The organism is Aliterella sp. E5.1 (assembly GCF_057473825.1).
In genome coordinates this window covers 1-15,228 of record NZ_JBYCCV010000041.1, presented here as the reverse complement: position 1 = coordinate 15,228, position 15,228 = coordinate 1, and the positions used below count along the sequence as shown (strand labels likewise).

At 43.7% G+C, this 15,228-nt stretch carries 12 protein-coding genes and 2 pseudogenes; 4 read left to right on the top strand and 10 right to left on the bottom strand.

Annotated elements, in window-relative coordinates; translation table 11 throughout:
• The first annotated feature begins 4 nt into the window (after window positions 1–4).
• Complete coding sequence (locus tag AC2VE5_RS14265) at window positions 5–2,041, top strand: ribonuclease catalytic domain-containing protein (protein ID WP_486888419.1); 2,037 nt, start codon at window positions 5–7, stop codon at window positions 2,039–2,041.
• Here the strand turns inward: AC2VE5_RS14265 and AC2VE5_RS14260 are convergent.
• The 4 genes and pseudogenes from AC2VE5_RS14260 to AC2VE5_RS14245 all read right to left on the bottom strand — a co-directional run.
• Window positions 2,038–2,661 (bottom strand): hypothetical protein, encoded by a 624-nt coding sequence (locus AC2VE5_RS14260; protein WP_486888407.1) that lies wholly within the window; start codon window positions 2,659–2,661, stop codon window positions 2,038–2,040. The genes AC2VE5_RS14265 and AC2VE5_RS14260 overlap by 4 nt on opposite strands.
• A gap of 42 nt (window positions 2,662–2,703) precedes the next feature.
• On the bottom strand, window positions 2,704–3,780 hold the full coding sequence (locus AC2VE5_RS14255) for a D-alanine--D-alanine ligase family protein (RefSeq protein ID WP_486888406.1): 1,077 nt from the start codon (window positions 3,778–3,780) through the stop codon (window positions 2,704–2,706).
• A 119-nt stretch (window positions 3,781–3,899) separates the two neighbouring features.
• Window positions 3,900–4,694 (bottom strand): acyltransferase, encoded by a 795-nt coding sequence (locus AC2VE5_RS14250; RefSeq protein ID WP_486888405.1) that lies wholly within the window; start codon window positions 4,692–4,694, stop codon window positions 3,900–3,902.
• 106 nt (window positions 4,695–4,800) lie between these two features.
• Window positions 4,801–4,994: pseudogene (locus tag AC2VE5_RS14245) on the bottom strand (tRNA (N6-isopentenyl adenosine(37)-C2)-methylthiotransferase MiaB); the annotation flags it as partial.
• Window positions 4,995–5,420: 426 nt separating this feature from the next.
• On the opposite strand from AC2VE5_RS14245, the gene AC2VE5_RS14240 reads away from it, so the two are divergent.
• Both AC2VE5_RS14240 and AC2VE5_RS14235 read left to right on the top strand, forming a co-directional pair.
• Window positions 5,421–8,207, top strand: coding sequence for a hybrid sensor histidine kinase/response regulator (locus AC2VE5_RS14240; protein ID WP_486888404.1), 2,787 nt, complete (start codon window positions 5,421–5,423; stop codon window positions 8,205–8,207).
• Complete coding sequence (locus AC2VE5_RS14235; protein ID WP_486888403.1) at window positions 8,204–9,250, top strand: diguanylate cyclase domain-containing protein; 1,047 nt, start codon at window positions 8,204–8,206, stop codon at window positions 9,248–9,250. Before AC2VE5_RS14240 ends, AC2VE5_RS14235 begins: the two co-directional genes overlap by 4 nt.
• Here AC2VE5_RS14235 and miaB read toward each other — a convergent pair.
• The 5 genes from miaB to AC2VE5_RS14210 form a co-directional block, all read right to left on the bottom strand.
• Complete coding sequence (gene miaB, locus AC2VE5_RS14230; RefSeq protein ID WP_486888402.1) at window positions 9,208–10,599, bottom strand: tRNA (N6-isopentenyl adenosine(37)-C2)-methylthiotransferase MiaB; 1,392 nt, start codon at window positions 10,597–10,599, stop codon at window positions 9,208–9,210. The genes AC2VE5_RS14235 and miaB overlap by 43 nt on opposite strands.
• 82 nt (window positions 10,600–10,681) lie before the next feature.
• The gene (locus AC2VE5_RS14225) at window positions 10,682–10,996 is read right to left on the bottom strand and encodes a DUF6152 family protein (protein WP_486888401.1); all 315 of its coding nucleotides are present in this window, start codon (window positions 10,994–10,996) and stop codon (window positions 10,682–10,684) included.
• Between the two features lie 190 nt (window positions 10,997–11,186).
• Complete coding sequence (locus tag AC2VE5_RS14220; RefSeq protein WP_486888400.1) at window positions 11,187–12,044, bottom strand: beta-propeller fold lactonase family protein; 858 nt, start codon at window positions 12,042–12,044, stop codon at window positions 11,187–11,189.
• Between the two features lie 33 nt (window positions 12,045–12,077).
• Complete coding sequence (locus tag AC2VE5_RS14215; protein WP_486888399.1) at window positions 12,078–12,656, bottom strand: hypothetical protein; 579 nt, start codon at window positions 12,654–12,656, stop codon at window positions 12,078–12,080.
• A gap of 245 nt (window positions 12,657–12,901) precedes the next feature.
• Window positions 12,902–13,819, bottom strand: a complete 918-nt coding sequence (locus AC2VE5_RS14210; protein ID WP_486888398.1) for a LysR substrate-binding domain-containing protein — start codon at window positions 13,817–13,819, stop codon at window positions 12,902–12,904.
• 118 nt (window positions 13,820–13,937) lie between these two features.
• Here AC2VE5_RS14210 and AC2VE5_RS14205 point away from each other — a divergent pair, with 118 nt between their 5' ends.
• On the top strand, window positions 13,938–14,804 hold the full coding sequence (locus tag AC2VE5_RS14205; protein WP_486888397.1) for an oxidoreductase: 867 nt from the start codon (window positions 13,938–13,940) through the stop codon (window positions 14,802–14,804).
• A 318-nt stretch (window positions 14,805–15,122) separates the two neighbouring features.
• On the opposite strand, the pseudogene AC2VE5_RS14200 reads toward AC2VE5_RS14205, so the two are convergent.
• A pseudogene (locus tag AC2VE5_RS14200) lies at window positions 15,123–15,228 on the bottom strand (transposase); the annotation flags it as partial.

Genomic DNA, 15,228 nt, shown 5'->3' with positions numbered 1-15,228 from the left:
TGTTGTGGATAAGGGAACGCTAGTTGAATTTAAAGTACAAGGCGATCGCCGACTTGCGGTGGTAGATCGTCCCGATGGCAAAACTCGTTGGTTTGTAGTGGACGAACGCGGTCAGTCGCATAGCCTAACACCCCGGCAAGTTAACTATAGCGTTCCTGGGCAAACTTACAAATCTTCAGAAATTCCTAAGTTTTTAAAAGAAGTCCAGCCTTATCTAGACCCAACAAGCTTAGAAATAGCCTGGGAATTGTTAATTGAACTAGGAGAGGAAAGTGTCAACCCAGCAAGCATGGCAAACTTGCTATTTTCCGAGCAAAACCCACCCCAGTGCTACGCTGCTCACTGCTTGTTATCCGAGGACAAGCTTTATTTTAAGCAAAAAGGCGAATTTTACGAACCGCGTAGCGCGGCTCAAGTAGCAGAACTCAAGCATCAGTTAGAAGTAGCTACCCTCCGCCAAAAAGAGCAAGAGCAATTTTTTGAGCGAATTTCTCAAAGTTTAAATGGTGCAGGGGTAGAGTGGGAGAAGTACGATCGCCAACGCCTAGAAGCGATAGAACGTTTTGCTTTAACCGTTGTCGAAGTGGCGCGGCAAGGGATGCAAGACACCAATCGCCATCCCCCGAATTTGGTTCTAGAAATTATGAATCATCTCGGACGCACCGCATCGCCCCCCGCAGCGATGCAACTATTGGTCGATTTGGGTATCTGGAGCGAGCATGAAAACTTAGTATTGCGGCGCTCATCAATTCCGACTCAGTTTCCTACAAAGGTATTAGAAGTGGCGCAGCAGTGCTTGGATTCTCCACCGCCAGACTTGGATATAGACCGTTTAGACCTAACTTATTTAAAAGTTTATACAATTGATGACGAGAGTACGAGCGAAATTGATGATGGCGTAAGCTGGGAACTATTAGCTGATGGACGACAAAAGCTATGGGTACATATCGCCGATCCCACACGCTGGCTCATACCAGAAGATGAATTAGATAAGGAAGCAAGAAGGCGCGCCACAACGGTCTATTTGCCGACAGGCATGATTCCGATGTTTCCTGCCATCCTGGCAACAGGACCAATGAGCTTGATTCAAGGAAAATCTTGTTGCGCTTTAAGTTTTGGCGTAATTTTAGATGAAACTGGGGCTGTAGACAACTACAGTATTCATGCAAGTGTAATCAAACCTACCTACCGCCTCACCTACGAAGATGTAGATGAGATGCTGCAACTAGGAGTGCAAGCTGAGCCAGAAATTGCGGCGATCGCATCTTTTGCTCAACTGCGTAAGACTTGGCGGCATTCCCAAGGAGCAATTAGCATTCATTTGCCTGAAGCAAGTATCAAAGTCAAAGGCGATGAAATTACTATCAATGTTTTAGAAGATTCTACTTCTAGGCAGCTAGTAGCAGAGATGATGATTTTGGCAGGGGAAGTGGCGGGACGCTACGGTCAAGTTCACAACATTGCTTTGCCTTTTCGCGGTCAGCCACAGCCAGAGCTACCTTCCCCGGAAGAATTGATTCAACTCCCTGCAGGACCTGTCCGCGCCTGTGGGATGCGCCGTTGTATGCCCAAGAGCGAAATGAGTATCACCCCGACTCGTCACGCCGGCTTGGGTTTGCAGACTTATACACAAGCAACTTCTCCAATTCGTCGTTATAGCGATTTGCTGACTCATTTTCAACTCAAAGCTCACCTGCGGGGGGAAGATGTGCCTTTTTCTGCCGAACAGCTTAAAGAAGTGATGTTAAGCGTGTTTAGCGTCTCTCAAGAGGTGGTGTTAGTTGAACGTCAAACCAATCGTTATTGGGGTTTAGAATACCTCCGCCGCCACCCAGAGGAGGTATGGCAAGCTTTAGTTTTGATGTGGCTGCGCGAAGATACAGGTTTGGCACTGATATTGATTGAAGACTTGGGGTTGCAGTTGCCGATGCCATTTAAACGCGATGTAGCGCTGGGCGAACAAGTATTGCTCAAAGCTGCCTATGTAGACCCCCGCCAAGATATACTTCAGTTTCAAGAAGTGACTCACGCAGAAGTTTAATCAGGACGTTTGAAGTCTTCGAGAATTGCTGATAAAGATAAATGCTTGCGAATATCCATCATTTCCGCTAAAGATTCCCCATCTGGATGATTAGAGCGCTCTATTTCGGGTGGTAGTACGGTGATAGTTGGCGTGACATCCATAAGCACAGCTTCTACCGATTGGTCTTCTACAATTGGCTCTGGTACGGGCGCAGTTTGATTTGTTTTTGGTGGTACGGTGGCAGTGTTTTTCCCTTGTTGCAGGCTGAGTTTGCGCTGTTGGCGGCGCGTTAGTCCGCGCCCAGAGAAAGTTGGTAAGTGCGATCGCAATTTATAAAGAGCGATCGCGCTTGTGCCAGCACCCAAGAGGATAATTATTGGCAACCAGTTACTTTTGGCAGTAGGTTGTTTTTGGATGGCTACAGTTGTTTGTTTGGCAGGATCTTTTTCTACACGCCCGATATTTGTCAAGCTAAAAATTGCCATCGCCGCGATCGCCACTGATAGCATTCCTACGCCCGCTACTATCAACCAAGGGTGATTTGCTAGTAGCGGCAACTTGTTTTGTTGGGTACTTGTGGGCAGGTTTGACTCGGCTAATTTGGGCGATCGCTCTTGGGTACTTTGATGTTTTGTCATGGCGATCTTCAACTACTACTTAGAAATTTTACCTTAGCGGTACTATTTGCTTCTTTCCAAAGCAAGTTGAATTAACCTGTCTACTAATTTGGGAAAAGAAACGCCGCTTTTTTCCCACAGTTGAGGGTACATACTTGTGGCTGTAAATCCTGGTAAGGTATTAATTTCATTAATCAATACTTCTCCGGTAGCTTCTACATAGAAAAAGTCTACTCGTGCCAGTCCCGCCGCATCGGTTGCCAAAAAGGCTTGCAAAGACATTTGTTGAATTTTTTGGGCTATTTCTGTAGGGATATTTGCGGGAATAAATAAGTCGGCTTTGCCTTGACTGTACTTGGTTTCGTAGTCGTAGAAATCGCTATTAAAGGTAATTTCGCCCACTACAGAAGCTTGGGGATTGTCGTTGCCGAGTACCGCACACTCTAGTTCGCGTCCGACTACTGCAGCTTCGATAATAATTCGCCGATCTAAACTAGCGGCATGGTCTAAAGCTGTTTCTAATTGGTCGCGCGATCGCACTTTAGCAATGCCTACAGATGAGCCTAAATTAGCAGGTTTCACAAAACAAGGATAGCCAAGATTTTGCTCGATTTCGTCGCCCAATTTTGGAAATACACAAGGATTTGACCACACTTGAGAGCGGTTTATTGCCATGTATTTTGCTTGCGCTAATCCTACTTGAGCAAAAACCATTTTCATCGCAATTTTGTCCATCCCCAGCGCCGAACCCAAAACTCCCGAACCCACAAAGGGAATTTGCATTAAAGTCAGCAAGCCTTGGACTGTCCCATCTTCGCCATTCGGTCCGTGGAGGATGGGAAACCAAACATCTATTTCCCCGACTTGGGCAGGAGATTGCCAAGGGCTGAGTTGTCCCTTGATAGTTAAATTAGTAGTATTTTCTGCTTGTAGCAACGGTACGCCAGATTCGAGGACGTTTTGGGGCAGTTGCCCAGATAGCCAATTACCATCTTTTTGAATGTAAAAAGGTAGGATTTCGTATTTGTCAGCGTTTTGGCTAGAATTTAACGCTTTAGCGATCGCCTGAGCAGAACGAATTGATACTTCATGTTCTCCCGAACGTCCACCAAACAGCAGCCCCACTCTTAATTTTGTCATCCTCACATTACCTTTAGCCTATCGATGGGCATAGCCTATCATAGCTACTTGTCGCACTTCTACTCAAGGAGATGAGATGTGTTAATAAGGCTGAAGCTTGATGTTGCCTAACTTGCGACTTATTTAGGAAATTTGTAAGCCGATATAGTAGTATCGAGTTGCTTGACAATTTGCTGAGGATTGCCGATAACTACTACATTTTCTGGAACCAACTGTCGGACAATTGTGCCTAATCCCACTACGGAATTTTTGCCAATAACTACACCTTTTAGGACTGCACTTTTACTACCAATCCAGACATTTTCACCTATATAAATTGGCTTAGTTCTTATTTTTGCCTTTGGGTTCCAACGATTGATATCTATACTATGAGCGTCGGTATCCATGATTGTAACGTCGCTTACCATACACAATTTTTCTAGTTTTATGGAGCTTTCTGATAATATATTTGTGCCATTAAAATAGCACTGAGCGCCAATAGTAATTAAGCCCGAATTGCCTCTTGATGTAATGATATTTGGTACGCTGTAGTAGTTGGCAAGGTTGCAATCGTTGCCGATTTTGATCGAGCCTTTTCCTTTTACTGCTATGACCGAACCATTGATTTCACAATGATTGCCGATTGATACACAAGCTGCCAAATCTTGAACAATAATTTTGTTTGGTAAATTTTTAGTAGCTGTGAAAGTACAATAATCTCCGATTACTACTTTCCCTTTACCTTCTATTGAGAATTTGCCTTGAATTTTGACCCCTACACCAAACTTTACATGAGGATATTGCAGGCGATATCTAAGTAGAACAAAATATTGAATAAATATATTTGCTAATTGAGAAGCTGATTTATCTTTAGCTCGTTGGACTAATTTATTAATAATTGAGCTACTTGGAATAGTAATACTAGAGTCTGTCATAATTTATACAAGCATAAACCAACTATGTATAGTATATAACAATCAATTTGGAATATGAAATAATAATTTTATCGATAAAGTTACATATTTATTGGTATTTGAGTGAAGCAAAGAAGTGATTTAGCCTTTGTAAGCGCGTCCTCTTTACTTCTTCGCTGATGCTCCCACAGCGCTGCTGGAGTTCCGGGAGGCGGAGAATAGGCGGGGCGGTATTGCTACGGCAAAGACAATATCGCTCATCAGCTTAAGAGTGTTTTCAACTTGTGCCTTGGTTTCTCCGGGAAAATGGGCGATCGCATCTGGCACTTAACGGCAAATAGTATCAACTATTCGCTGATACTATTCGTGAGGGTATCCCCGCGACCTCCGTATTTATCAAATCTTCAACTTTAGTATAAGTTTTTGTATTTAAATTGTAAAAATACTAATATTTACTCCTATTTAAATAAACTAAGTAAAAAGTATCTCTACAAGTTTATACTTGCGCTAATAAAATCATAGGCAGTTCCGTATTTTCTCTGTCGTTTGTGTTATTAAAAGTACAGATAATAAGTATAATTGTTATTAATAATCTACCAACATATTTTACATAAACTATTAATTGCCCTAGGCTGCGAAATATAGCAGCCTTTGTTTAGCCCCAACTGCTCGTACATCTTGTTACATCGGTTCAATAGAAATACTTCGCCAAAAGTATTTATGAAAAACCTCATTTTGAAGCGTTAGATGATGATCAAGCCAATAATCCGAACTGCTGCTGCAAACTTCAATAAAATTCCTTTACGAACTATTTTAGTTGTCCCCTTTATTCTGCAAATATTTGCGGCGATGGGGTTGACTGGCTATTTATCATTGCGCAATGGAGAGAAAGCTGTCCAAGACCTTTCGTTACAACTGCGTACAGATGTTACAGAGCGCGTGCGCCAGCATCTCGACGTTTACTTAGCAATTCCCCACCAGATCAATCAAATTAATGCTGGAGCAATTGAACAAGGAATGCTAGATGTCAGAGATTTGCGTGGTATGGGACGATACTTTCACACGCAAATGCGGACGTTTAAGGAATTTGGCTACATCAATTTTGGCAATCCTCAAGGTGATTTTATTGGTATTTATCGCTCCCCTAGCGGCAACTTGCGGATGGATTTTATTGAGCAAGCTTATTTAGGCGAGTATCATGGCTTTGCTACAGATGAAAAGGGCAATCCTACTAAACAGATTATTGTTGATGAGCTTGATTTTCGAGCAGATAGCTGGTACGCAGATGCAATTAAAATTGGTAATCCCTTGTGGAGCGATATTTATAATTGGGACGACGATCCAGCAATTATTTCCATCTCTGCTAGTTACCCGCTCTACGATCGCAATAAAGGTTTGGTTGGGGTAATTGGCATCGACTACATCCTGTCATTACTTAGCGACTTTCTGCGTCAATTGCATATCAGCCCCTCGGCAAAAATATTTATTTTAGAACCCGATGGGTTAATAGTGGCGGCTTCGAGCCAAGAAAAATTCTTCAATGTCGAAAATGGTGAAGCCAAAAGAATTAAAGCCGTTGATAGTAAAGATCCAGCGATCGCCTTAACAACCCAAGATTTGCTCAAGCGTTTTGGAAAACTAAGTCAAATTCAGAGCAGCCAACAAATTGACCTCAATATTGCTGGAGAAAAGACTTTTGCCCAAATTACTCCTTGGCAAGATAAATATGGCTTAAATTGGCTGATTGTCGTAACTGTTCCTGAATCAGACTTTATGGGACAAATTCATGCCAATACTCGCACTACTATACTTTTGTGTGGGTTAGCTTTGCTACTAGCAATAGCGCTCGGCATTTATACCTCTAGCTGGATTGTTAAACCACTTCTGTATCTAAGCCAGGCATCTGAAGAAGTCGCTGATGGCAAACTAGAAAAGCAAGTAGAAGTATCCAGAATTGAGGAAGTAGGAACTCTTTCTCAATCTTTCAACCGCATGGCTCAACAGTTGCGCGAGTCTTTTAATGCCTTAGCCGAGACTAACGAACAATTAGAAATCCGAGTGGAGGAGCGTACTGCCCAATTAACCGTAGCCAAAGAGCAAGCAGAGGTTGCCAACCACGCTAAAAGCGAATTCCTCTCAAATATGAGTCACGAGTTGCGGACACCGCTCAACGGCATTTTGGGCTACGCACAAATTCTCAAACGCGATCGCACCCTAAATACCGAACAAGCTGACGGGTTGCAAATTATTTACCAAAGTGGCATACATTTGCTGACTTTGATTAATGACATCTTAGACATTGCCAAAATCGAAGCCCGGAAAATGGAACTCAACTGCACAGACTTTCATTTTCAAATCTTTATGCAGGGAATCGTAGAACTTTTCCGGATACGAGCGTTAGAAAAAGATATTGTGTTTAAATACGAAGATCGTAGCAATTTGCTAGCGGGAATTCGTACCGATGAAAAACGACTCAGACAAATTCTGCTCAATCTTTTGAGCAATGCTGTTAAGTTTACCGAACGCGGACAAGTCATCCTGCGAGTAAGCGTCGATCGAAGTTCAATGGAAGTGTCATCAGATTCCTTAACGCCGCAAAAAATCCGCTTTGAGGTCATCGATACAGGCATTGGCATGAATGCTGAACAGCTAGAGAACATTTTTCAACCCTTTGAACAAGTTGGCGCTCTCAAGCATCAACTAGCAGGGACAGGTTTGGGTCTTGTAATTAGTCGGCAATTAGTTGAATTAATGGGGGGCAAACTCAGCGTTACGAGCGAATTGGGTAAAGGGTCTACGTTTTGGTTTGAAGTCACTTTACTCTCAAAAGATATACCAGTAGAGACAAAACAAGAGCAAGTTCTTCAGATCGAGGGTTATACAGGAAGACGACGCAAAATTTTAGTAGCAGACGACAAATTAGAAAATCGCCTAGTTTTGCTAAATATGTTGAAGCCTTTGGGTTTCGATCTAGAGGTTGCCGAGAACGGTCAGCAGGAAATTGAACTTGCCTGTGAAACTCATCCAGATTTGATTTTTACCGACCTAGTAATGCCAGTCAAAACTGGCTTTGAAGCGTTACAAGAAATTCGACAGATTCCAGAACTTAGCGATACGATTATTATTGCTGTCTCCGCTAGCAGGATTAGTATGAGACACAAGTGCGATCTCGCTGGATTTATAGATTATTTGCCTAAGCCCATTGACGAGCAACAACTGTTTGGTTTGTTGCAACAATATTTGCAATTAGAGTGGGTTTACTCAAAAAGCGCCAAACCGGAAATAGCGCAGATGCCAATGACAGCAAAAAATGGATTTGCGAGCGCGCCCCCACAAGCAGAGATGGAGATTCTATACAACTTAGCAATGCTCGGTAGTATGCGTCAAATTTGCGATCGCGCCAACTATTTAGAGGAATTAGATGCAAAATATCTTCCTTTCGCCCATACTCTTAAAGAACTAGCCAGGGGATTTCAAGAAAAAGCGATCGTTGCCTTTGTCAAAAAATATTTGCATTCGGAATCACTAGAATGAACTCGAGTTATGTCAATACTGGCATCCCGGATCTAGAAAAATCTACAATTTTGATTGTTGACGATAACCCAGTTAATTTGCGGTTATCTGTCGATTATTTGGAAGCTAGAGATTTTATTGTTTTGGTTGCTCAAGATGGTGAAAGCGGTCTGCAAAGGGCAAAATATGCTAATCCGCACATGATTTTACTAGATGTAATCTTGCCAGGAATTGATGGCTTTGAGACTTGCCGTTTATTAAAGTCCGATCCTCAAACTAAAAATATTCCCATAATTTTTATGACGGCTTTGGCAGATACCGAAGACAAAGTCAAAGGATTTGAAATGGGAGCAGTAGATTATGTCACTAAACCTATCCAACAAGAAGAACTTTTAGCGCGGATTACTACTCATCTACGGGTTCAGTTATTGAGTTATCAGTTGCAACATCAAAACAAACTATTGCAACAGCAAGCGCTCGAACTCCAAGCCGCCAGACAGGAAGCGGAAGCTGTAGCGCGCGAATTGCAACTTCTAGTTCACTTAGATGGATTAACTGAGGTTGCCAATCGCCGCCGCTTCGACCAACATTTAAGTAAAGAGTGGTGGCGGCTAGCGCGGGAGCAAGCACCTCTGTCTTTGATTTTGTGCGACATTGATTACTTCAAAAAATATAACGATTGCTACGGTCATCAGGCAGGAGATGCTTGTTTACAGCAAATAGCTCAAGCGATAGTCCGGGTTGCCAAGCGTCCAGCAGATTTAGTTGCCCGTTATGGTGGAGAAGAATTTGCAATTATTTTGCCCAATACAGATGCCGAAGGGGCAGTGCAAGTAGCTCAATTAATTGGCGCTGAAATTAAACTACTTAATATCCCCCACGCCGAATCTGACGTTAGTAATTTTGTGACTGCAAGTTTAGGCATTAGCAGCCAAGTTCCCCACCAAGAAATGTTAGCTGAATCGCTAATTTTTACTGCCGATCGCTCGTTATATGCAGCAAAAAATCAAGGGCGCAATACTTATAGGCTACATAATGTAGTCTGCATCTGTCCTGGTAAATAGGTTTGTTGAGCTTCGCCTGTCAAGCTAAAAGCACGAGCTTCAGTAATTTTCACTTGGACAAGTTTGCCTTTTAGTTCGTTAATGTTGCCAGTAAAAAAGGTTAAACGATTACCGCGAGTCCTACCCATTACTTGAGTTGGGGTTTTGGGGTTTTGGTCTTCGACTAGCACTTCCTCAACTCTGTGCAGGTAACGCTGATTTCGCATCTCTGCTTGCACTGATACTAAGTAGTTGAGTCTTTGTAAGCGAGTACTCTTTACTTCTTCGCTCAACTGATTATCCCACAGCGCTGCCGGAGTTCCGGGACGCGGAGAATAGGCGGCGGTATTAGTGTGATCGAAGACAATATCGCTCATCAGTTTAAGAGTATTTTCAAATTGTGCCTCGGTTTCTCCAGGGAAACCTGCGATCGCATCGGCGCTAATTGTTGCATCAGGCATATAACGGCGGATAGTATCAACTATTCGGCGATACTTTTCGTGGGTGTATCCCCGCGACATCAGTTTGAGAATTTCGTTATCCCCCGACTGAAAAGGAATATGAAAGTGTTCGCACACCTTGGGTAACTCGGCACAAGCTTTAATTAAGCGTTCGGTAAAATAGCGGGGGTGGCTAGTAGCAAAGCGCAGGCGCTCGATTCCCGGCACGTCATGGATGAAGTAAAGTAAATCAGTTAACGTGTGCTGATGCCTGCCTTCTGGGGTAGTTCCGGGCAAATCTCGACCATAGGCATCAATATTTTGACCGAGTAAGGTTATTTCCTTGTAACCCATCTGTGCCAACTGTTCTATTTCAGCACGGATAGCTTCAGGAGTACGAGATTGTTCGATACCGCGTACATTTGGTACGACACAATAAGTACAACGTTCGTTGCAACCATAAATTACATTTACCCACGCCGTTACTGTACTATCGCGGCGCGGCGTAGTGATATCTTCGGCAATATGTACAGACTCAGTAGCTACTACCTGGTTGCCGTTGTATACCTGTTGCAGCAAGTCTTCAAGGCGGTTGGCGTGTTGCGGTCCCATAACTAAATCTAGTTCGGGAACCCGCCGGAGTAAAGCTTCGCCTTCCTGCTGGGCGAGACATCCGGCAATTACTAAAGTTAAATTGGGTTCTCTATGTTTGCGCTTGGCTTGTTTGCCTAGGTAGGAATAAACTTTTTGCTCGGCACTATCGCGAATAGTGCAAGTATTGTAGACGATTAAGTCTGCATTATTCGGGTCTTCTGACCACTCAAAACCCATATTTTCAATAATTCCAGCCATCCGCTCAGAGTCGGCTTTATTCATTTGACAGCCGAAAGTAGTGATATGGTAGCGTTGCTTTGTAGTAGTCGTGTCCATTTATCAGCCAAGGATATTAAAGAAGTTGCCCGTGTTACTAATTATAGTTTTTGCTGTAGTGGATTAGAAATAGCTAGACTTACTACAAGATAATTGAAACAATTGCGATCGCCAATTTGTCTTTCTTTGCTCCTTCTGGCAATCCACGACGCTGCATTCGAGAGGGTGGAGCCAGCACCGCCCTCCATACTTTTTTGTCTGATGCTTCTAATTCAATAATTGTATGAGGGTTGTCGTAGCCAATACTGCGAATTTTTCCAGTCAGATTGAGCGTTTGCTTATCGTTGTACTCGCTCCATCCGTGATGCGCGTCTGCTTTGGGAATGCCAATAGTGGTTGTAGTCATTGTCAATGCGGCTACAACCGCGATCGCACATATCCGTTTGCTGTATCTCATTAGATTAGTCTCCTAGCTGTCTTAATTAGTGACTAACAAGTTTTATAATTAATCAGTGTCTATCTTTAGGTAGATAGTTCTTCAAGTGCTTCTGGCGTTTTTAATGGCAGCTAACCCAGGTAGGCTAACCAAGATAGGGCGGCATTTGAGCGAGTTTGTCAAATCCAGGCAGACTTTACTATATGTTTTACTATCGAGCCACTAATACTTGATGCACGCCGCGATCGACATCAACAATATAGCCTGTCCGTTTTAGTGCAGGTATTGGCTTATCGAGGACTTGCCAAAACTCGATTCCACCTTCAGGTTTTGGAGTGAAGTAGTCATACACAGCTACCGCTAGCGCATTACCAGTTGCATCAAAGGCTGCACCTTCTGGCAAGATGCCCTCAAAGGGGTAATCCTCAATCTTTGTTAACTGACCAGCACGATCGAGGGTCATCAAACTTAGAGTTGCTTGACGGGTAAATCGAGGTGAATTTGGTGGAAACGCAGTTCCGCGCATATTTACAGTGACGACTTTTGAGCCATCTGGACTAATCGACAAACTTTCAGAGGAAATATCCGCGATCGCACTTGAAACAACTTGATGTTGAGCCTGGGATGCAGGGGTATTTAATTTTGCAAGTTGAATGACTGACACTGTTCCTCGCGTTTTGGGTAGTCGTTGTTCTAAGGTTTTGACTTGTGCGCCGAAATTGCGACCCCAATTGCTGCTGAGATAAAAGCGCCCATCGGGGGTAAATTGTCCGGTGAAAGGATCTTTACCTACTTTTACTGGAGAACCCCAAGGAATTAGTTGTAGATTGTTCTCAGCGTTGTGCTGCACTTCGTAAAAGGCAATTTCATCTCTGTAACCCAAATTCACCGCCAAGTATTTCCCTGACAGATGCCATTGCACTTGACTAACATACATTCCATTTTGAAAGCGCTTTGGGTCGGATTGAATTTTTAGCTTCGCTAGAGAAAATTCTCTTGGCTGACCCAATTGATTATTCTGAAATGGAATTATAGCGGTTCGCACTTGAGTGCAGTACACCTTAAGCATGACCTCACAGTAATTAAATCCTAAAGCTGTACTTTATCGGAATGAGAACTGCTGTAGGATAATTTCTTTGTCTGGAGTTTGCGTTGAAATTGCAACCAAATCTCCATGTGGATAAACGTGGACAGTTTCGGGTTTGGGAGCAACTTCTATTCGACTACGAACCTTTGGACGGCGGAGATTTGACAATTCGATCGCTACCAATTGATTTCCAGGTGGAAGTTGTTCTCGGCGAGTTGCACCGACGGAGATGCCTTTGAGAGTTTCAACAACAAAAGCAGTGCGACTATCGGGTGATAAAGCTAGGGCGTAGGGCGCTCCGATAACAGAACTAGAGGCATCAATTTGGGCGAAGTCTTCTTTCCCATTAAGGGGCAGACTTACAATTGAGAGCTTATCGCCCACCGTTGGAGTAGGCAATTTACCATCAGCGTAGGTACGGGCAAGGAAATCATCATCGGAAATAGCAGCAATGTAGCGACCTGTAAATTTTGGTGCTTGCTGTAGAAGTTGCGCGTCAATAAGTTGAGTTGAAATAAAAATTGTTGCAAGGAAGCCAATAATAAATGCGATCGCACTTTGAGCGATTTTACTGTAGAGATGTTTTTGGCTCACAACTAAACATTACGTTCTTTAAATACTTCCTCTGCCAAAGCGATCGCCTCAACACTTCAAGCTTTACTACAGAATTTTTCCGTATAGTATCCTTTACAGGGTGGATATACAGAATTTTTCTGCATAGTCTCCAAATATGGATGTTATACAGAAAATTTCCTTTTATGATGCCTAAAAATAACTAAGATGCTTGTACATCGTGCTTTAGTAAAAGATTACATGGAAAGTTTCAGTATAATAAATAGTTATGCCGATTGCTGAGTGGGTTGGCGAGTTGACTCCCCTTGTGTCGTCTTCCGTGCCAAGCTGAGAAATGCTCTGATTACTGGTGAGGAATCATGCTGCCGCCAAGTCAGATAAAGTCCAGTATTAGGGATCTGCTCCTGTAGGGGTCTGTAAATGACTCCGCTTCTGTGGAAGTTTTGCAAGGAGGCTGGAACAATCGCAATGCCCAGTCCTGCTGCAACTAAGCCGATGATCGTCTGCATCTGAACTGCCTCTTGAGCCACTTTCGGACGAAATCCAGCTTGTTGACAAATGGTAATAATCTGCTCGTAAAAGACGGGTCCCATTTTGGCAGGAAATAGGATAAATAATTCCGAAGCCAATGTGGAAAGCGACACTTGAGTCTGGGCAGACAACAGATGGGTTTCTGGCAACGCCAAGACCAATGATTCTGGCAAAAAGCACTCCATACTCAAACCTGGTTCGCTGATGGGAGAACGAACAATGCCGACATCAACCTGTTTGTGATGCAGCGATTGAATCTGTTGAGCCGTCGTCAGTTCATGCAATCGCAGTTCTACCGCCGGAAACTGTGATCGAAAGACCCTTAAAATCTCTGGTAGTAACGTATACATTGCAGAGTCAACAAAGCCGATCGCCAACCGTCCAACCTCACCCCGCCCGATCTGTTGGGTCGCTTCGATCGCCTGTTCGAGTTGCGCTAACACTCCATAGGAGCGCTCCAAAAACACTTTGCCTGCTTCAGTTAAATGCACTTGCCGCTTCGTTCGTTCAAACAGCTTGACTCCGAGTTCCTCTTCCAAATCACGAATCTGCTGACTGAGCGGGGGTTGGGAAATGTGTAACCGCTCCGCTGCTCGACTAAAGTGTAGTTCCTCAGCCACCGTGATGAAGTAGTGTAGGTGTCGTAATTCCATCGTACTTATATGTCTAACCTATTAATCCTAGTCATATATATATTGGACAGTCGCAGGACTGTCTCCTACCGTGAAAAACATAAGACGCATCTCATCGTTTTCATATTGGAGAAAACAAATGAACTCAAACAAAAATCGTATCGCTCCCAAAGTCTGGTTGATTACAGGATGCTCAACAGGATTCGGACGTGCCCTCGCAGAAGCTGTGTTGAAGAAGGGCGACTACCTGCTTGCTACTGCTCGTGAACCAGAGCAACTTCGTGCTTTGATTGAACACTATCCAGAAACCGCAAAGCCTGTCTGTCTAGATGTAACATCGTCTCAAGACATACAAGCAGCCGTTGATACAGCGATCGCCACATTTGGTCGAATTGATGTGCTGGTCAACAATGCTGGACATGGACTCATTGCCGCCCTCGAAGAAGTCAGTGATGCTAAGATTCACCAATTTTTTGAAACCAACTTCTTTGGGGCACTCCGTCTGATGCGAGCGGTTTTGCCTGTGATGCGTCAGCAAGGCAGCGGTCACATTGTGAATATGTCATCCACAGCAGGATTAGTGGGATTTGGTGGAAGCAGCCTCTACTGTGGTGCTAAATTTGCCCTGGAAGGTACGTCTGAAGCCCTAGCTAAGGAGGTTGAATCCTTTGGAGTAAAAGTGACTTTAATTGAACCTGGAGCATTTCGCACAGATTTTAACGGGCGCTCTCTAGCAGCAGCCGAACAATCCATTGATGCCTATGCTCCAGTTAGCGGTGTGTCATTGCAGGGGTTCAAAGAGATGGATGGTCAGCAACCTGGCGATCCAGCGAAAGCGGCGCAAGCCATCATTCAAGCTGTGGAAAGTCCTCATCCACCGATGCGACTGGCATTAGGCAACGATGCCATGAGCCTGATTCAGGAAAAACTGGAATGGGTCAAAACCGATTTGGATGCTTGGCAGCAGGTGACTGTAAGTACAGGTTATACAGATAGTAACAACTGAGGTAATAATTGAGGATCTAAGGCCTGAGCGAATCAGGAGACGGTGCATATGCCCACTAAAGTTCAGAATTTAAGACAGGAGAAAGTTCAGTTTCAGCAACAACTCAACAGATCCCCACAAAGCTGAAGTCGATCGATGTACGGAGATCTGATCGTAAAAAACGGGATAACAACCCGGTTGGAGCGGACAGTTTAGATTCTTTTCGTCTAACGTTCTGGTCAATCTGCTGCCGCTCAACCGGAACGTTAACTTCATTTAATCGAGTGGAGTTGAAAAGCGATCGCACACAAACAAATTTATAGAACCCATTTGACATCTCTAAAAGGCGGCAAGTCGCTTAATCATTAACCTGACGAAGCAGAGATTGAGCTTCGTGGTGGCATTGGTCAAGGTGCGCTCAAAGTTCTTAACGAGGATCTTACAT